Annotated in this window: 17 protein-coding genes; 10 read left to right on the top strand and 7 right to left on the bottom strand. The window is 70.3% G+C overall.

Annotated elements, in window-relative coordinates; all coding sequences use genetic code 11:
• Positions 1-53 precede the first annotated feature (53 nt).
• On the top strand, positions 54-2,441 hold the full coding sequence (locus tag ABZS64_RS12715) for a glycoside hydrolase N-terminal domain-containing protein (protein WP_355827500.1): 2,388 nt from the start codon (positions 54-56) through the stop codon (positions 2,439-2,441).
• Positions 2,441-3,661, top strand: coding sequence for an SGNH/GDSL hydrolase family protein (locus tag ABZS64_RS12710; protein WP_355827234.1), 1,221 nt, complete (start codon positions 2,441-2,443; stop codon positions 3,659-3,661). The genes ABZS64_RS12715 and ABZS64_RS12710 overlap by 1 nt, the downstream gene beginning before the upstream one ends.
• Positions 3,662-3,865: 204 nt before the next feature.
• Here the strand turns inward: ABZS64_RS12710 and ABZS64_RS12705 are convergent, their stop codons facing one another.
• From ABZS64_RS12705 to ABZS64_RS12690, 4 genes are all read right to left on the bottom strand, one after another.
• Positions 3,866-5,275, bottom strand: a complete 1,410-nt coding sequence (locus tag ABZS64_RS12705) for an NADP-dependent succinic semialdehyde dehydrogenase (protein ID WP_355827232.1) — start codon at positions 5,273-5,275, stop codon at positions 3,866-3,868.
• Between the two features lie 17 nt (positions 5,276-5,292).
• Positions 5,293-5,691, bottom strand: a complete 399-nt coding sequence (locus ABZS64_RS12700) for a hypothetical protein (protein WP_355827229.1) — start codon at positions 5,689-5,691, stop codon at positions 5,293-5,295.
• A 96-nt stretch (positions 5,692-5,787) separates the two neighbouring features.
• A complete protein-coding gene (locus ABZS64_RS12695) occupies positions 5,788-6,048 on the bottom strand; it encodes a hypothetical protein (protein ID WP_355827226.1) in 261 nt (86 codons plus the stop codon).
• Positions 6,049-6,088: 40 nt separating this feature from the next.
• Positions 6,089-6,730, bottom strand: coding sequence for a DUF6629 family protein (locus tag ABZS64_RS12690; RefSeq protein ID WP_355827223.1), 642 nt, complete (start codon positions 6,728-6,730; stop codon positions 6,089-6,091).
• Positions 6,731-6,847: 117 nt separating this feature from the next.
• On the opposite strand from ABZS64_RS12690, the gene ABZS64_RS12685 reads away from it, so the two are divergent.
• Both ABZS64_RS12685 and ABZS64_RS12680 read left to right on the top strand, forming a co-directional pair.
• A complete protein-coding gene (locus ABZS64_RS12685) occupies positions 6,848-7,189 on the top strand; it encodes a nuclear transport factor 2 family protein (protein ID WP_355827220.1) in 342 nt (113 codons plus the stop codon).
• Positions 7,190-7,276: 87 nt separating this feature from the next.
• Entirely contained in the window at positions 7,277-7,744 is a 468-nt protein-coding gene (locus ABZS64_RS12680) for a DUF4442 domain-containing protein (protein WP_355827217.1), read from the top strand.
• Positions 7,745-7,783: 39 nt separating this feature from the next.
• Here ABZS64_RS12680 and ABZS64_RS12675 read toward each other — a convergent pair whose 3' ends face one another.
• Positions 7,784-8,281 (bottom strand): MarR family transcriptional regulator, encoded by a 498-nt coding sequence (locus tag ABZS64_RS12675; protein WP_355827214.1) that lies wholly within the window; start codon positions 8,279-8,281, stop codon positions 7,784-7,786.
• Between the two features lie 69 nt (positions 8,282-8,350).
• Here ABZS64_RS12675 and ABZS64_RS12670 point away from each other — a divergent pair, with 69 nt between their 5' ends.
• Complete coding sequence (locus ABZS64_RS12670) at positions 8,351-9,244, top strand: EamA family transporter (protein WP_355827211.1); 894 nt, start codon at positions 8,351-8,353, stop codon at positions 9,242-9,244.
• Positions 9,235-9,873: an NAD(P)H-binding protein gene (locus ABZS64_RS12665; protein ID WP_355827208.1), complete on the top strand. Its 639-nt coding sequence runs from the start codon at positions 9,235-9,237 to the stop codon at positions 9,871-9,873. Before ABZS64_RS12670 ends, ABZS64_RS12665 begins: the two co-directional genes overlap by 10 nt.
• On the opposite strand, the gene ABZS64_RS12660 is transcribed toward ABZS64_RS12665, so the two are convergent.
• A complete protein-coding gene (locus ABZS64_RS12660) occupies positions 9,867-10,226 on the bottom strand; it encodes a VOC family protein (protein WP_355827497.1) in 360 nt (119 codons plus the stop codon). The two genes, ABZS64_RS12665 and ABZS64_RS12660, sit on opposite strands and share 7 nt — an antisense overlap.
• An 88-nt stretch (positions 10,227-10,314) precedes the next feature.
• Positions 10,315-10,704 carry a MerR family transcriptional regulator gene (locus tag ABZS64_RS12655; protein WP_355827205.1) on the bottom strand — a complete coding sequence of 130 codons (390 nt, stop codon included), beginning with the start codon at positions 10,702-10,704 and terminating at the stop codon, positions 10,315-10,317.
• A gap of 46 nt (positions 10,705-10,750) precedes the next feature.
• On the opposite strand from ABZS64_RS12655, the gene ABZS64_RS12650 reads away from it, so the two are divergent.
• Genes ABZS64_RS12650 through meaB form a run of 4 tightly spaced genes read left to right on the top strand, consistent with a single transcriptional unit; the run spans position 10,751 to position 17,108 of the window.
• Complete coding sequence (locus ABZS64_RS12650) at positions 10,751-12,040, top strand: MFS transporter (RefSeq protein WP_355827202.1); 1,290 nt, start codon at positions 10,751-10,753, stop codon at positions 12,038-12,040.
• Entirely contained in the window at positions 12,021-13,913 is a 1,893-nt protein-coding gene (locus ABZS64_RS12645; protein ID WP_355827199.1) for a methylmalonyl-CoA mutase family protein, read from the top strand. Before ABZS64_RS12650 ends, ABZS64_RS12645 begins: the two co-directional genes overlap by 20 nt.
• The gene (gene scpA, locus ABZS64_RS12640) at positions 13,913-16,114 is read left to right on the top strand and encodes a methylmalonyl-CoA mutase (protein WP_355827196.1); all 2,202 of its coding nucleotides are present in this window, start codon (positions 13,913-13,915) and stop codon (positions 16,112-16,114) included. The genes ABZS64_RS12645 and scpA overlap by 1 nt, the downstream gene beginning before the upstream one ends.
• 4 nt (positions 16,115-16,118) lie before the next feature.
• On the top strand, positions 16,119-17,108 hold the full coding sequence (meaB, locus tag ABZS64_RS12635; RefSeq protein ID WP_355827193.1) for a methylmalonyl Co-A mutase-associated GTPase MeaB: 990 nt from the start codon (positions 16,119-16,121) through the stop codon (positions 17,106-17,108).
• The last annotated feature ends 133 nt before the right edge of the window (positions 17,109-17,241 follow it).

Genomic DNA, 17,241 nt, shown 5'->3' with positions numbered 1-17,241 from the left:
CCCCTGACCGCCCGATCCCCGTGGAGCGCCCCGTGGACGACCAGCACGCCCCCATGCCCGCACACCCCGGCCGCCGTGGATTCCTTTCGCTGGCCGCCGCCCTCGGTACGGCCACCGCCCTCGGCGGTCTGCCCGCCTTCACCGCATCGGCCGCTCCGAACCGGCCCACCGCGTCCCCAATGCTGTCCAAGTCCCCGACCACGCACATGTGGTACCGAGCCCCCGCATCGGACCGGAAGATGATCGAGCAGGCGCTGCCGATCGGGAACGGCCGGCTCGGCGCCCTCGTGGGCAACGACCCCTCCCATGAGCTGCTGCACCTCACCGACGCCACCCTGTGGACCGGCGGGCTCAACGGCACGCTCGAGCAGGACGGCCAATTCCCTTACGCACGCGAGAACTTCGGCAGCTTCACGCTACTGGCGCACCTCGCGATCGACGTACCCGACCACGACCTGGGGGCCGTCTCGGACTACCGCCGCGGCCTCGACCTCGGCCAGGGCCTGGTCAGCTCCTCGTACACCCGGGCCGGCGTGACGTATGAGCGCGAGATCTACTCCAGCTTCCCCGACGACGCGATCGTCATCCGCCTGACCCAGCGGGGCGGCGGCACCTACACCGGCACGATCACACTCGACGGCACCCACGGCGAGAGCACATCGGCGGACGCACCGCGCACGTCCCTCTGGTTCGGGGACTCGTTCGACAACGGCCTTCGCTACGGAGCGGCCGTCACCGCGCGCGGCAGCGGCGGCACGGTCGCCGTTCGCGGCACGCAGATCGTCTTCACGCGGTGCCGGGAGCTGACCGTGGTGGTCAGCGGCGGCACGAACTACGCGCCGGATGCCGCCGCTTCGTATCGCGACCCCGCTCTCGACCCGGCCGCACTCGCCCGTACGAAGGCAGTCACCGCCGTCCGCCGGTCGCCGACCGAGCTGCTGTACACCCATGTCTCCGACTACCGCGCCCTGTTCGACCGCATGAGCATCTCGCTCGGCGCGTCGAGCGCGCAGCAGCGGCGGCTGGACACCTGGGAGCGGCTGAAGGCACGTACCCAGCAGGCCGAACCCGATCCGGAACTGGAGGCCATGTATGTGCAGTTCAGCCGCTATTTGATGATCTGCGGATCGAGGGACGGCCTTCCGCTCAATCTGCAGGGCCTGTGGCTGGACGGCAACGACCCGGACTGGATGGGCGACTACCACAGCGACGTCAACATCCAGATGAACTACTGGATGGCCGACCGGACCGGGCTCTCCCGCTGTTTCGACGCGCTGGCCGACTACTGCCTGGCCCAGCTGCCCTCGTGGACCAAGCTCACCAGGGAGCTGTTCAACGACCCGCGCAACCGCTTCCGCAACTCCTCGGGCAAGGTCGCCGGCTGGACGGTCGCGTACTCGACCAATGTCCACGGCGGTCTCGGCTGGTGGTGGCATCCGCCCGGCAATGCCTGGCTGTGCAACTCCCTGTGGGAGCACTACGAGTACACCAAGGACCCGGCCTATCTGGCGAGGATCTATCCGCTGCTGAAGGGGGCGTGCGAGTTCTGGGAGGCACGGCTGGTGACCATCACCGTCGTCGACCGGGCGACCGGCACCTCCCGCGAGGTGCTCGTCGCCGACCATGACTGGTCCCCCGAGCACGGCCCGCAGGACGCAAGGGGCAATACGTACGCCCAGGAGCTGGTGCGGGCCCTGTTCGCCAACTACCGGCAGGCATGCGCCGATCTGGGCCGGGACGCCGCCTACAGCAAAACCGTCGGCGGGCTTCACGACCGGCTCTACCTGCCCGAAGTCAGCCCGAAGACCGGCTGGCTCCAGGAGTGGATGTCGCCCGACGATCTCGGCGAGACCACACACCGGCATCTCTCCCCGCTCATGGGTCTGTTCCCGGGCGACCGCATCCGGCCCGGCGCCGTGTCCGACGAGCTGCTCGACGGTGCCACGGCGCTGCTCACCGCCCGCGGAATGGACAGCTTCGGCTGGGCGAACGCCTGGCGGGCACTGTGCTGGGCGCGCCTGAAGAACGCGGAGAACGCCTACCGGCTCATAGCCACCAATCTGCGGCCGTCCACGGGTGGCAGCAATGGCACCGCCCTGAACCTCTTCGACATCTATCAGGTCGAGCAGGGCCGCGGGATCTTCCAGATCGACGCCAACTTCGGCACTCCGGCCGCCGTGATCGAGATGCTGCTGTACTCCCGCCCGGGACACATCGAGCTTCTTCCCGCGCTGCCTGCCGCCTGGTCCACATCCGGATCCGTGACCGGGATCGGCGCCCGCGGCGGCTTCGCCGTCGATCTGAGCTGGCGGGACGGCAGGGTCGAGCAGGCCCGCGTCCGCAGCGTCGGCGGCCGTACAACGACCGTGGTGTGGCAGGGGACTTCGCGCACCGTGCGGCTGCAGCCCGGCGCGTCCGTCACTCTCCGGGACTTCGGCTGATGTCCCGGCGAGGGGCGGGCCGCGGTGCCGCCTTCATCCTGGGACCGGTGCTGGCACTCTCGGTCTGCGCATCTTCGGTCGCCGCAGCGCCTGCGCCGTCGCGTGCGGTGGTCACGTGGGCTGCGAGCGCGGACCGGATGGGCGACGACGTGTCCGACCGCAGCCACCGTCTGATCGTCCACACCAGTACGGGCGGGCGCGACCTGCGCATACGGCTCTCGAACGCCTTCGGCGACCGCCCGCTCACCTTCGGCGCGGTCTGGGCGGGCGTCCAGGACAGCGGGGCCCAGGTAGCCGACGCCAGCAACAGACAACTGACCTTCGGCGGTTCGCACTCAGTGACGCTCGCCCCTGGCGAATTCCGCTACAGCGACCCGCTGCCCGGCCGGGTGAAGGCCCAGAGCAATCTGGTGATCAGCCTCTATGTGCAGAGCGCGGGCGGCCCGGCGACGGGCCATGGCATGGCGCTCCAGACCTCGTACTCCGCGGCGGGCAACCACGCGAGCGAGCAGGCCGCCGACGCGTACACCGAGCAGAGCGGGTCATGGCTCTACCTCGACGCGGTCACCGTGGAGGCCGCACCCGGCACCGGCGCGGTCGCCACACTCGGCGACTCGATCACCGACGGCTGGCAGTCGACGACCGACAAGAACCGCCGCTGGCCCGACTATCTCGCGAGGCGGCTCCAGAGCTCCGCGGACAGCACCGTCCGCGGCGTGGCCAACGAAGGAATCTCCGGCAACAAGGTCCTCGCGGACGGCGCGGGGCAGAGTGCGCTGAAGCGGCTGGACCGGGATGTGCTCTCCCAGTCCGGTGTGCGGACCGTCGTCGTCTTCGAGGGCATCAACGACATCAAGTCCCACTCCGCAGTGACGGCCGCCGGTCTGATCGCCGGTTACCGCGAGATCATCGCCCGCGCCCACACGGCCGGAAAGTGCGTCGTCGGTGCCACTGTCCTGCCGTACAGGGGCTGGTACGAGTGGACTCCGGCCGAGGAGGCCATACGCGAGGAGGTGAACGAATTCGTCCGCACGAGCGGGGAGTTCGACGCCGTGGCCGACTTCGACCGGATGCTGCGGAGTCCGTACGACGCCGAACGGATGCTGCCGACGTTCGACGGCGGCGACCATCTGCATCCCAACGACAAGGGCATGCAGGCCATGGCCGACTCAGTCGATCTCACCTCGCTGGAGTGCGACCGGCTCACTCCTGGCGGCTGACCTCCCGAGCACGTCGTTCACATGCAGGGGCCCTAGCAGGTCCGGAAGGGCCTTGCCGACGGCCGCGGCCATGCGCGCGACGGCGTTCGCGGCGCGCCCGGCGGGCAGCGCCAGTCCCGGTCCGTCACGGCACCGACCGAGCGGCGGCACGGCCCGGCAGCGCCCTCGGACCGGCGCGCTCCCGGCACCGGGCGGTGACCGACCTCAGTGGCCCGCCGAGGGCTCGGCGCCGTGCCACACCGTGGTGACGTTGCAGAACTCGCGGATTCCGTGGCCCGACAACTCCCTGCCGTAGCCGGAGCGCTTGACACCTCCGAAGGGCAGCGCGGGATGTGAGGCAGTCATTCCGTTGAAGAAGACTCCACCCGCCTCAAGGTCGCGGGTGAAGCGACCCACTTCGGCGTCGTCGCGCGTCCACACGTTGGAACTCAGCCCGAAGGGTGTGTCGTTGGCCAGATTCACGGCCTCGTCGACATCGGCCACGCGGTAGACCGTGGCCACCGGGCCGAAGGCTTCCTCATGGTGGATACGCATCTCGGCCTTCACGTCGACGAGGACCGTCGGCTCGTAGTACCAGCCCCTGTCCGGCTTCTCGGGGCGCTGTGCCCCACAGCGGGCCGTCGCCCCAAGCCGCAGCGCGTCGTCGACGAGCTCCTCCAGGTCGGCGCGCCCCTGTTCGGTGGAGAGCGGGCCGACATCGGTGGATTCCTGCATCGGATCGCCCACGGTCAGGTCCAGCATTCCCGCGGTGAAGCGCTCGCAGAAGTCCTCGTACACATCGGAGTGGACGATGAAGCGCTTGGCCGCGATGCAGGACTGGCCGTTGTTCTGCACCCGGGCCGTCACGGCGGTCTTCGCGGCGCGTTCGATGTCGGCCGAGGGCATCACGACGAAGGGGTCGCTGCCACCGAGCTCCAGTACGGTCTTCTTCACCTCGTCACCCGCGATGGCCGCCACTGACCGGCCGGCCGGCTCACTGCCCGTCAGGGTCGCGGCGGCGACCCTGCGATCGCGCAGAATGCCCTCGACCGCGCCGGATCCGACCAGCAGCGTCTGGAAGCATCCCTCCGGGTATCCGGCGCGCAGGAACAGCTCCTCCAGGTAGAGGGCGGTCTGGGGCACGTTCGACGCGTGCTTGAGCAGTCCGACATTCCCCGCCATGAGGGCGGGGGCGGCAAAGCGCACGACCTGCCAGAGTGGGAAGTTCCACGGCATCACGGCCAGCACGACGCCCAGCGGGCGGTAGTGGACAGTCGCCCGCGAAGCCCCGGAGTCCCGCACGTCGACGGTCGAGGGGTGCTCATCGGCAAGGAGCTGCTCGGCGTGCGCGGCATACCAGCGCAGCGCCTTGGCGCACTTGGCCGCCTCGGCACGGGCGGCCTTGACCGGCTTGCCCATCTCGGTCGTCATGGTGCGGGCGATGGAGTGCTGGTCCTCTTCCAGCAGGTCCGCGGCGCGGGCGAGCAACTGTGCGCGCTCCCCGAATTCCCTGGTGCGGTGCTCCCGGAACGCGGTCACGGCGAGCGCGAGACGCCGCTCGATCTCATCCGGTCCGAGCGCGTCGAACGTCCGCAGCGTCTCACCGGTTGCGGGATTCACCGTGGCGATGGGCATGGCAGGTCCTCCTCGAACTATCCGCTGCCGCTCTCGAGAAGAAGCTGGACGTCCTTCTCCTGGTCACCCGCGGCCATGCCCTGTGCCTTGACGGCAAAGGCGTCCGCCAGCGTCTCGGTCATCCGGTCCACTCCCCAGTACGTGCCCTGAAGATCCACCCTGACGGGCGCCGTCAACCGCACCGGTCCGGGTTTGGCGTGCGAGGGCGACACCTCGAAGGTCGACGTCCACACAGTCGTGTGCTCGGCCGAGATGTCGTGAGGAGTGTCGTGGGAGGTGTAGTCGGGTACGTCGTTCTCCGCGCGATCCGAGGCGAACGACTGCGTCAACAGCCGGAAGACGCTGTGCGCATCCTCCTTCGCGCAACTACTGAGCGTCACGACGACCGGCGTCGTGTACTCCTGTGTCGTGTTCACGGTGATTCCTGCCTCTCGGGATGCTGTGCGCGGTCCCGGCTCCGGAAGGTGTGCCTCCTCCAGACTCACCCGGTGGGGCACCGTCTGCGACCGGACTCAGCCGGAGGGCTCGTCCGGCACGGGCTGCTCCGGGTGCACGCCGCCACTGCGCGGCGCTCCGCTGCGGCCTGCGCCCGACTCGTCCATGTCCGGAAGGCTCGGGTCGGGGTCCTGTGCGTCGTCGTCCGTGTCCTGCAGTCCGGGTGTCTCCAGCGGGTCACCGTCTTCCTGCGCCTGCTGATCGGGCAGGTCGCGGGGCACCTGCGTGCCGGGGTCCTGCCCGTTGTCTGCGGGGTTCTGAGGCCTACGGCCGGTCATGGGTCCTCCTCCTCGAAGGGACGCCGGGCGGGTACCCGGACTATGCGCGGCCAACCGGGGCCAGATCCGGGCCGGTGGGGCGCTGCCGGGCCCAGCGGAAGAGGACCACGGAGGCCACCGCGGCGAGGGCGCACCACGTGGAGACGAATTCCAGCCGCCACAGCAGCGCGCAGGCCACGGCCCCGAGCCCGGCGACGGCGCCGAGCAGCCGGAGCACCGGGTCGCCGCTGAGCAGGAGTGAGCCGACCGTGGCCAGCAGATAGCCGACGATGATCAGCGGGGAGCGCGGCAGGTCCAGGACATAGCCGAGGGTGTGCCCCCGGATGTCCGCCGTCACCGTCCTGGTCGCCAGGCTGTAGGCGAGGACGGCAGCGGTGGCGATCCCGACGGCGGCGAGGACGGCGAGCCTGCGCCGGGCGGGCGGCGGCGCGGCGAGGAGTACGCCGAGGGGCACCCACACCGGCAGCAGGGGCAGTGCGATGACGGCCCAGGCGAAGGTGGCGGGACCCGTGCCGCCGCCGGAGCGCCAGACGACCGACTCGATGATCTGGTGGGCTCCGAGCAGCAACGGCAGCGCGGCGAGCGGCAGATCGCGGACTCGGCGTACCTGCGCGACGCAGGCCACCCCGATCGCGGCGACGCATGTGCCCGCCGCGAGGTCGGCTGTCGCACTCCAGCACATGGCGTCATCCAGGGAGACAAGGAGAGGGAAGGCGAAGGTCGGTCCAGCTATATCCCACAAGGCCCTGTGGATCCGTGAACACAATGGGTGCTCGCCGAGACCGGGAGGAAACAACCCATGTCCAACGTCGATGTCATCCGTGCGTGCCTGGAGAGTTACCTGGCTCAGGACCGCGATACCGCGGACCGTCTGATCGCCGAGGACTTCGTGTTCACCAGCCCGCAGGACGACCGGATCGACAAGGCGGCGTTCTTCGAGCGCTGCTTCCCCACAGCCGACCGCCTGCGGTCCCAGGAGATCATCGAGGCGGTTCCTGCCTCGGGTGACGGCGTCTTCCTCGCGTACGAGTACGAGCTCAAGAACGGCGAGCGCTACCGCAATGTCGAGCTGAGCACCGTCCGGGACGGCCGGATCACCGAGATCCAGGTCTTCTTCGGCGGCCGCGTTCCCGGCGCGTGACGGGCAGGGTCGAAGCGTCATTGCGAGGGACCGGATGTTGACCGGGCGGTCATGCGACCGTCGTCTCGGGCGGCCACTCTTTGACGTGTGGATGTCACGCCTCTGGCCCGCTCCCTCCTGGATCCCATTCCGGCGCACCGTACGGCCGGTATCGAGGTGCTGCGCGCCGCCGACGGTGCGGCGGAAGTCGCCCTGTCGACGCCCGAGGCGCTGACGAACGTGATCGGGTCCCTGCACTCCAGCGGACTGATCACGCTGATCGATGCCGCCGGACTCGCCGCGATGATCGGGGCGGTCGAAGACGAGAAGGAGTTCCACGGAATCGTCCCGCTGGGAGCCGTCGCGACCATGGAGTTCCTGGCGCCCGCGCGGGGCAGGCTGGTCGCCTCCTGCCGGCTGACTGAGCAGGCTCTGCGGGCGCTGCGCCCGGTCCTGGCGGGGGCCGCGCTGCGCGCCCGGCTCAGCACTCATACCGAGGTCGTCGACTCCACCGGCGTGCTGGTGTGCCGTGGCGGCTTCGACTGGAGCGTACGGCGCACGCCGGATGCGGCCTGACGGACGGCAACCAGGCCCCCGTATACGGAAATCCGGGCGTCAGTCCGTGCGGTCGCCCAGGGATTCCAGCAGATTCCGCAGGGCGTCGGCGAGTGCCTCGCGTTCCGTACCGCTCAGCGCGGCGAGCAGCCGGTTCTCGTTCCGTACGTGATCGGGCAGGGCCTCGTCGATCAGCGCCCGCCCTTCTTCGCTGAGCTCAACATGGACGACGCGACCGTCCGTCGCGCTGGGCGTGCGGGTCACCAGGCCGCGCTCCTCCAGCCGGTCGAGGCGCTGGGTGACGGCTCCCGAGGTGACCATCGAGGCCCGCATCAGCTCGGCGGGTGTCAGCCGGTGCGGCGGTTCGCTGCGGCGCAGGGTGGCCAGCACGTCGAACGACGCCGCGTCGAGCCCGTGGGCGGCGAAGGTGCGACGCAGTTCGGCCTCGATCAGCCGCGACAGCCGCTTCAGCCGCCCGATCACCGCCATGGGCGAAACGTCGAGGTCGGGGCGCGCGGCGCGCCACTGTTCCAGCACCCGGTCCACGTGATCTGCCATCGGTTCAGACTAGCGGATACCTTAGCGATGAGATACATTCTCTTAGTGCTAAGTAATCGGATCGGAATCGTGCTGGTGACAGCCCTGGCGCCCAGCATCTGGGGAACGACCTATCTGGTCACCACGGAACTGCTGCCGCCGGGCCGCCCGCTGCTGGCCGCCGTGGTCCGCGCCCTTCCCGCGGGTCTTCTGCTGGTCGCCCTGACCCGGCGGCTGCCGCAGGGGATCTGGTGGTGGCGCGCGCTGGTGCTCGGCGCCCTCAACATCGGCGTGTTCTTCGCGCTGCTCTTCGTCGCCGCGTACCGGCTGCCCGGCGGGGTTGCCGCCACCGTCGGCTCGCTGCAACCCCTGCTGGTCGCCGCACTGTCCGCCGGGCTGCTCCGCGAGCGCCTGTCCCGGCGTACCGTGCTGGCCGGAATTGCCGGAGTGGCCGGCGTGGGACTGCTCGTTCTGCGGGCGGACGCACAACTGGACGGCCTGGGCATCGCGGCGGCCCTCGGCGGCGCGGTCGCCATGGCCACCGGAGTCGTACTGAGCAAACGGTGGACCTCGCAGGCACCGCTGCTCGCCACCACGGGCTGGCAACTGGTGGCAGGCGGGCTGCTGTTGCTCCCGGTCGCCTTCCTCGTCGAAGGCCCGCCGCCGGCCGCGCCGACCGCCGCCAACCTGGCCGGCTACGGCTATCTCACGACCATCGGCGCCGCCCTCGCCTATGCCCTGTGGTTCCGGGGGATCCACGCCCTGTCACCCACCCAGGTCACCTTCCTCGGCCTGCTCAGCCCGGTCGTGGCCACCGCCCTCGGATGGCTCGTGCTCGACCAGCGGCTCACCTGGGCCCAGGCCCTGGGAGCGGCCGTCGTTCTCGCCGCCCTCGTCGTGGCGCAGATCCGCAGGACCCCTCCCCCCACCCAGCTCGTACTGCCCGTGCAGCCCGTACACAAGGAGAAGGAATCGTGCGCATAGTCGTCTTCGGAGCCGCAGGAAACGTCGGCGGCCGCGTAGTGGTCGAGGCCCTGTCCCGGGGCCATGAAGTCACCGCCGTGGTGCGCGATCCCGCCCGTTTCGCCGAGGTGCCGGCCGCCGCACACGCCCGCGCCGGGAACGCATCGGACATCGAGGACGTCGCGCGCCTCAGCGCCGGCCAGGATCTGGTGATCAGCGCGACACGCCCGGCCCCCGGCAGCGAAGGCGAGTTGGTCACGACCACCGAGGCGCTGCTGGCCGGAGCCGCGAAGACAGGCGTCCGGGTGCTCCTGGTCGGCGGCGCGGGAAGCCTGATCGTGCCCGGCACCGGTGGCGCCACCGTGATCGACGACCCCGAATTCCCCGCCGCCTGGCGGGAGATCGCGCTCGCCTGCAATGAACAGCTCGCGGTCTGCCTCGTCGAGACGGTGACGGACTGGGCCTATCTGAGTCCGGCAGCGCTGCTGGAGCCGGGAGAGCGGACCGGCATCTACCGGCTCGGCGCCGACGAGCTGTTGGCCGACGCCCAGGGCATTTCGGCGATCTCCATGGAGGATCTCGCCGTAGCTCTCCTGGACGAGGCCGAAGAACCGCGGCATCACCGGACCAGGTTCACGGTGGCCTACTGAGGCGGCTCGTGGAGGCCGAACGGTGAGCCCTGATCGTCGTGGCAGAGCTTGAAGCGGCCGAAGCGGGCAACCGTCTCGTCGTCGCTGCCCGCGTCGAAGTCGTCGACCGTGCCGCCCAGTTCACGGACCCGTTCGAGCACGGTCTTCATGTCGTCGACCCGGAAGAAGAGGTACGGGCTCGCGCCCGCGTCGCCGCCGTGCACGCCGCCGGGGACGTTGGGCGTGGTGATCGCATAGCCTCCGCCCTCGGTCGGGCCCGGCTCGAAGGTCCAGCCGAACAGGCCGCTGTAGAAGGTGCGGGCTGCCTCGAAGTCGCCCACGCCCAGTTCGAAGAAGGAGATCTCACCGGCCATCGCGGGTCCCGCCTTCCGTACGGAGACTGTCCGTCCCATCGTGTGCATCCACGGTACGGCCGCCCCCGCACCCGTGCACCCGGCCCGCTCACCCCGTCCGGGGCGGGTCCGCGGTGTCCGGCCGGACCGCTGCGAGATAGGCGAGGATCGCGTCGCGGTTGCGCGCCAGGCAGTCGATGCGCTGCTGGATCCGGTCCGCCTCGCCCCGCAGCAGCGCCTCGGTCTCCTCCGTCAGGCACTGCGGATGCACATGGATCTCGTCCGGCTCGGTCAGGAAGGGCAGGATCCTGCGGATGATCTCCGTGGTCAGGCCGGAGTCGAGCAGCCCGCGGATCTGCTGGACCCGGTAGACGGCGGGCGCGTCGTAGGTGCGGTAGCCGTTCTCGGCCCGCTCCGGGTGCAGCAGGTCCTGTTCCTCGTAGTAGCGCAGCATCCTGGTGGGGATGCCGGTTCGCCTGGACAGTTCGCCGATCTTCATGGCTCTCCTTGCCTTCACACTGATGTGAAGGTTTCACCATGGTCGCATGCCGATCGCACCCGAGCGGGACGCGCTCAAGCCGCCCGCGCCCAAGCTGCCGCTGTCGGGGCTGCTCGCCCTGTTCACCGCGGCCTTCACCGCAGTGACGACCGAGCTGCTGCCGGGCGGGCTGCTGCCTCTGATGAGCGCAAGCCTCCAGGTGTCCCAGGGCCACATCGGATTCCTGGTCACCGGGTACGCGGCCGCCTCCTTCCTCTCGGCGATTCCGCTCACCGCCGCGCTGCGCGGCCTGCCCCGGCGAACCGTGCTCGTCGGCGCGCTCACCGGCTTCGCGCTCTGCAACACCGTCACCGCGCTCTCGTCCTCGTACGCGCTCACCTTCGGCGCCCGGCTGCTGGCCGGCGCCATGGGCGGCACTCTGTGGGCGATGCTGGCCGGCTATGCGGCACGTATGGTTCCCGCCGAGCGCCGCGGACGGGCCATCGCGATCGTCCTGGCCGGGATCACCGTCGCGCTCTGCCTCGGCATCCCCGCGGGCACCGCGCTCGCCGAGGTCCTCGGCTGGCGCGCCGCGTTCGCCGCACCGGCCGTCCTCGCCGTGGTCCTCGTGGCCTGGGTGGTGCGGAAGGTCCCCGACTTCCCCGGTGAGGCGGCGGCCGACCGTGTTCCGCTGCGTCGCATCGCCGCGCTGCCCAGCATCCCCGCCGTTCTGCTCATCACCCTGCTCCTGCTCCTTGGCCACCAGACGATGTACACGTACATGTCGCCGCTCGCCGAGCGCGCGGGACTTGCCGACGCGACTCTGGTTCTCTTCGTCTTCGGCATCTCCACGGTCGCGGGGATCTGGACCGTCGGCGTCCTCGTCGACCGCCACCTCCGGCCGACCCTGCTGACCGCACTGGCACTGATCGCGGCCGCGATGCTCGCCATCGGACTGTTCGGGCGGGCTCCCGCCGCCCTTCTGATCGCGACAGCCGCGTGGGGCGCGGCCTTCGGCGGGGCGCCCACCGTGCTGCAGACCGCACTGGTCGACTTCTCTGGACCCGCACATGCGGACGTGGCCACCTCCATGCAGGCCACCGTCTACAACATCGGCATCGCCGGCGGTTCCTTCACCGGTGGAATCGTCCTGGAACGCACAGTCGTGGGCGACTTGCCCTGGACCGCACTCCCGCTGATCGCCGCCGCACTCGCCGCCACCGGCGCCGCCCGCCGGATAGGCCATCGCACCGCAAGGATCAAGAGCGGTCCTGAGAGTGCAAGGTCACAGCCTTCTCCCCTGCTGCACCTTTGCGCCGTTGGCCTAACATCTGAGCATGACGGTCCTCCCCGATGACGGGTTCTCACTGGCCGCCGAATTCCCGGATGCGACCCACGAGCAGTGGCAGCTGCTGGTGGCCGGCGTGCTGCGCAAGGCAGGCAAGGACGTCCCGGACACGGCGGCCGATGACATGCTGTCCACGGCCATCGAGGACGGGCTCACCACCCGGCCTCTGTACACCGCGGACACGGCACGCGACGGCGCGGACGGCGCCGGCTATCCGGGTTTCGCCCCGTTCACCCGGGGCGGCAGGCCCGAGGGCGGCGCCGTCTCCGGCTGGGACGTACGCCAGCGCCATGAACGACCCGATCCGGTACGGACGAACGAGGCGGTGCTCGCGGACCTGGAGAACGGGGTCACCTCGCTCTGGCTGTCCGTCGGCGCGGCCGGTGTTCCGGTTGCCTCACTCGCCACCGCTCTGGAGGGCGTCTATCTCGACCTCGCCCCGGTCGTACTCGATGCGGGGGCCGAATTCGACGCCGCGGCACGGGAGTTGCTGCGGCTGTACGAGGAGCGGGGCGTCGCACCCGAGGCCGCGCTCGGCAACCTCGGCGCCGACCCGCTGGGGCACGCCGCGCGCACCGGCCGGTACGAGGACATCGCCGGGCTCACACCCGCAGCGGCCGAACTCGCCCTGCTCTGCCACGGCAAGTACCCCGGGCTGCGGGCGCTGACCGTCGACGCCCTGCCGTACCACGAGGCCGGGGCATCGGCCGCCCAGGAGCTCGGCTGTTCGCTGGCCACCGGTGTCGCGCTGCTGCGCGGGCTGACCGCCGCGGGACTGTCCGCCGAAGCGGCCTGCGGCCAGCTGGAGTTCCGGTACGCCGCGACCGCCGACCAGTTCCTCACGATCGCGAAGCTGCGTGCCGCGCGGCGCGTGTGGGCCCGGGTCGCCGAGGCGTGCGGGGCGGATCCGGCCGCGGGCGCCCAGCGCCAGCACGCTGTGACGTCCCCGGTGATGATGACCCGCCGCGACCCCTGGGTGAACATGCTCCGCACCACGGTCGCCTCGCTCGCAGCGGGCGTCGGCGGCGCCGATGCGGTGACCGTGCTCCCCTTCGACCACGCGCTCGGACTGCCCGACGGCTTCGCCCGGCGGATCGCCCGCAACACCTCGACGATCCTGGTCGAGGAGTCGCATGTGGGCCGGGTCATCGACCCGGCGGGCGGCTCCTGGTACGTGGAACAGCTCACCGACGAACTGGCGCACGCCGCCTGGGCCTGGTTCCAGGAGATCGAGCGCGCCGGGGGCCAGGAGGCCGCGTTGCGCGGGGGTCTGGTGTCCGAGCGGATCGGCGCCACCTGGGAGAACCGCTCCAAGAACCTGGCCAAGCGGCGCGAACCGGTCACCGGTGTCAGCGAGTTCCCGATCCTCACCCAGCCTCCGGTCGAGCGCGACCCCGCGCCCGCGGCACCCTCCGGCGGCCTGCCGAAGGTCCGCCGCGACGAGGCCTTCGAGGCGCTGCGTGCCCGCTCCGACGCGCATCTGGAGGCGGCCGGCACCCGGCCGCGCGTCTTCCTCGCGGCGCTCGGCCCGGCGGCAGCGCACACAGCACGCGCGTCGTTCGCCGCCAACCTCTTCCAGGCGGGCGGCATCGAACCGGTCCATGACCCGGTATCGGTCGATGAGGCCTCGGTCGCGGCGGCGTTCACCGCCAGTGGTGCGAGCGTGGCGTGCATCTGCTCGAGTGACGCGCTCTATGCCGAGCAGGCCGCGCCGGTGGCCGAGGCGCTGAGGGCGGCCGGGGCTCTGCGGGTTTTCCTCGCGGGCCGTCCCGGCGAGCAGCGTGAGACGTATGTAGGGGCCGGAGTCGACGAGTTCGTCGTCGCGGGCGGCGACGCGGTCGCCGTCCTGACCTCCGCGCTGGACCGGATGGGAGTGGCGTGATGGGAATCCCCGACTTCTCAGGAATCGAGCTCGGGCCCGGCGACACGTCCGGGGTGTCCGGCGACCAGTGGCGCAGCGCCGTCAAGGAGGCCACCGGCAATGGCGCGGGCGACCTGGCGTGGGACACGCCCGAGGGCATTCCCGTCAAGCCGCTGTACACCGGCGAGGATCTGGCGGGACTCGACTTTCTCGGTACGTATCCGGGCATCGCGCCGTATCTGCGCGGCCCGTATCCGACGATGTACGTCAATCAGCCCTGGACGATCCGTCAGTACGCCGGGTTCTCCACCGCCGAGGAGTCCAACGCCTTCTACCGGCGCAATCTCGCCGCCGGGCAGAAGGGTCTGTCGGTCGCCTTCGACCTGCCCACCCACCGCGGCTACGACAGCGACCACCCGCGGGTGACGGGCGATGTCGGCATGGCCGGTGTGGCTATCGACTCGATCTACGACATGCGCCAGCTGTTCGACGGCATCCCGCTGGACAGGATGAGTGTGTCGATGACGATGAACGGCGCGGTGCTGCCCGTGCTGGCGCTGTACATCGTGGCCGCCGAAGAACAGGGCGTACCGCCCGAGAAGCTGGCCGGGACCATCCAGAACGACATCCTCAAGGAGTTCATGGTCCGCAACACCTACATCTATCCGCCGCGGCCCTCGATGCGGATCATCTCGGACATCTTCTCCTACACCTCGCAGAAGATGCCCCGCTACAACTCGATCTCTATCTCCGGCTATCACATCCAGGAGGCCGGAGCGACGGCCGATCTGGAGCTCGCGTACACACTCGCCGACGGGATGGAGTATCTGCGGGCAGGCATCGGCGCGGGACTCGACGTGGACGCGTTCGCGCCGCGGCTGTCGTTCTTCTGGGCGATCGGCATGAACTTCTTCATGGAGATCGCCAAGCTGCGCGCCGCGCGGCTGCTGTGGGCGAAGCTCGTGAAGAAGTTCGACCCGCAGAACCCCAAGTCGCTCTCGCTGCGCACCCATTGCCAGACCTCGGGCTGGTCCCTGACGGCGCAGGACGTCTTCAACAACGTCACCCGCACCTGCGTGGAGGCGATGGCAGCCACCCAGGGGCACACCCAGTCGCTGCACACCAACGCCCTGGACGAGGCACTGGCACTGCCGACGGACTTCTCCGCGCGCATCGCCCGCAACACCCAGCTGCTGCTCCAGCAGGAGTCGGGAACCTGTCGGGTCATCGACCCCTGGGGCGGCAGTGCGTACATCGAGAAGCTGACGCACGACCTCGCACGCCGCGCCTGGCAGCACATCGAGGAGGTCGAGGCCGCGGGCGGTATGGCGAAGGCCATCGACGCCGGTATCCCGAAGCTGCGCATCGAGGAGGCGGCGGCCCGTACGCAGGCCCGTATCGACTCCGGACGCCAGCCCGTCATCGGCGTGAACAAGTATCGCGTCGAGACCGACGAGCAGATCGATGTGCTCAAGGTCGACAACTCCTCGGTGCGCGCCCAGCAGATCGAGAAGCTGCGGCGGCTGCGCGCCGAGCGCGACGAGAACGCCTGCCAGGACGCGCTGCGCGCGCTGACCGCTTCCGCCGAGGCGGGTCCGGGCCCCGGTCTTGAGGGCAATCTGCTGGCGCTCGCCGTCGACGCGGCGCGTGCGATGGCGACCGTCGGTGAGATCTCCGACGCCCTGGAGAAGGTGTACGGACGGCACTCGGGGCAGATCCGTACGATCTCCGGTGTGTACCGGAACGAGGCAGGGACGTCACCCGCGGTGGAGCAGACCCGCACGCTGGTCGAGGAGTTCGAGGAGGCCGAGGGCCGCCGCCCGCGCATCCTGGTCGCCAAGATGGGCCAGGACGGCCACGACCGCGGCCAGAAAGTGATCGCGACGGCCTTTGCCGACCTCGGCTTCGACGTGGATGTCGGCCCGCTGTTCCAGACGCCGGAAGAGGTGGCACGCCAGGCGGTCGAGGCGGACGTCCATATCGTCGGCGTCTCCTCGCTGGCCGCCGGGCATCTCACGCTCGTACCGGCGCTGAGAGAGCAACTGGCCGCCGAGGGACGGGAAGACATCATGATCGTGGTGGGCGGTGTGATTCCGCCCCAGGACGTGCAGACGCTGCACGAGGCCGGAGCAGCCGCGGTCTTCCCGCCCGGAACGGTGATCCCGGATGCGGCCAAGGACCTGGTGAAGACGCTGGGTGCCTCGCTCGGCCACGAGTTGTAGGCCCATGCCACCCACAATCGACATCGACAGCTATGTCAAAGGCGTGCGTGACGGGTCGCGGGCGTACATCGCCCGTGCCATCACGCTCGTCGAGTCGACGCGCGCCGATCACCGGGCGCTGGCGCAGCGGCTGCTGACCGAGCTGCTGCCGTACTCCGGTGCGGCGCGGCGGGTGGGTGTCAGCGGTGTGCCCGGCGTCGGCAAGTCCACCTTCATCGACGCGCTCGGCACCATGCTCACCGGCCTCGGCCACCGGGTCGCGGTCCTCGCCGTCGATCCGTCGTCGACCCGTACGGGCGGCTCCATCCTGGGCGACAAGACCCGGATGGAGCGGCTCGCGGTGGATCCGGCGGCCTTTGTGCGGCCCTCCCCCACCTCGGGCACGCTGGGCGGAGTGGCCAAGGCGACCCGCGAGACCATCATCGTGATGGAGGCCGCGGGCTACGACGTGGTGCTCGTGGAGACGGTCGGGGTCGGCCAGTCGGAGACCGCCGTGGCCAACATGGTGGACTCCTTCCTGCTGCTGAGCCTGGCCCGTACCGGTGACCAGCTCCAGGGCATCAAGAAGGGCGTCCTCGAGCTGGCCGACGTCATCGCCGTGAACAAGGCGGACGGCCCGCACGAGCGCGACGCACGCTCGGCAGCCCGTGAACTGGCGGGTGCGCTGCGGCTGATGCATCCCGCCGACGCGGCCTGGACTCCCCCGGTGCTGTCCTGCAGCGCCCGCGAGAGCACCGGGCTCGACACCCTCTGGGAGCGTCTCGAGCAGCACCGGGCGCTGCTGGACTCGACCGGCAGGCTCGCCGCGAAGCGCCGTGACCAGCAGATCGACTGGGCCTGGACGATGGTCCACGACGAACTGCGGGACCGGCTGCGCAGCCATCCCGGGGTGCGCGCGCTGGCGCCCGGCCTCGAACAGCAGGTCCGGGACGGCGGGCTGACGGCGACGCTCGCCGCCGAACGGATCCTGGACGCATTTCAGCAGCCGCGCTGAGGGTCCCACTCACCGCTGCGGTGCAATTCCTGATGTCCACCTTGCGACGCCCCTGCCTGAAGGCAGGGGCGTCGCAGCTGCGCGATCAGCCCGGGCGTGCCATTGCCCGCCATTGACAGGTGACCAAATGGTC

Source organism: Streptomyces sp. NPDC005408 (assembly GCF_040606445.1).
In the GTDB taxonomy this organism is placed as follows: domain Bacteria; phylum Actinomycetota; class Actinomycetes; order Streptomycetales; family Streptomycetaceae; genus Streptomyces.
The sequence above is the reverse complement of the archived record's forward strand: the minus strand, read 5'-3'. Positions and strand labels throughout refer to the sequence as shown.

Bases quoted from the DNA above. Each gene is read 5' to 3' on its own strand.
- ABZS64_RS12715 (WP_355827500.1), top strand. From the start codon at position 54: ATGCCCGCACACCCCGGCCGCCGTGGATTCCTTTCGCTGGCCGCCGCC.
- ABZS64_RS12710 (WP_355827234.1), top strand. From the start codon at position 2,441: ATGTCCCGGCGAGGGGCGGGCCGCGGTGCCGCCTTCATCCTGGGACCG.
- ABZS64_RS12705 (WP_355827232.1), bottom strand. From the start codon at position 5,275: ATGCCCATCGCCACGGTGAATCCCGCAACCGGTGAGACGCTGCGGACG.
- ABZS64_RS12695 (WP_355827226.1), bottom strand. From the start codon at position 6,048: ATGACCGGCCGTAGGCCTCAGAACCCCGCAGACAACGGGCAGGACCCC.
- ABZS64_RS12690 (WP_355827223.1), bottom strand. From the start codon at position 6,730: ATGTGCTGGAGTGCGACAGCCGACCTCGCGGCGGGCACATGCGTCGCC.
- ABZS64_RS12685 (WP_355827220.1), top strand. From the start codon at position 6,848: ATGTCCAACGTCGATGTCATCCGTGCGTGCCTGGAGAGTTACCTGGCT.
- ABZS64_RS12675 (WP_355827214.1), bottom strand. From the start codon at position 8,281: ATGGCAGATCACGTGGACCGGGTGCTGGAACAGTGGCGCGCCGCGCGC.
- ABZS64_RS12660 (WP_355827497.1), bottom strand. From the start codon at position 10,226: ATGGCCGGTGAGATCTCCTTCTTCGAACTGGGCGTGGGCGACTTCGAG.
- ABZS64_RS12655 (WP_355827205.1), bottom strand. From the start codon at position 10,704: ATGAAGATCGGCGAACTGTCCAGGCGAACCGGCATCCCCACCAGGATG.
- ABZS64_RS12650 (WP_355827202.1), top strand. From the start codon at position 10,751: ATGCCGATCGCACCCGAGCGGGACGCGCTCAAGCCGCCCGCGCCCAAG.
- ABZS64_RS12645 (WP_355827199.1), top strand. From the start codon at position 12,021: ATGACGGTCCTCCCCGATGACGGGTTCTCACTGGCCGCCGAATTCCCG.
- scpA (WP_355827196.1), top strand. From the start codon at position 13,913: ATGGGAATCCCCGACTTCTCAGGAATCGAGCTCGGGCCCGGCGACACG.
- meaB (WP_355827193.1), top strand. From the start codon at position 16,119: ATGCCACCCACAATCGACATCGACAGCTATGTCAAAGGCGTGCGTGAC.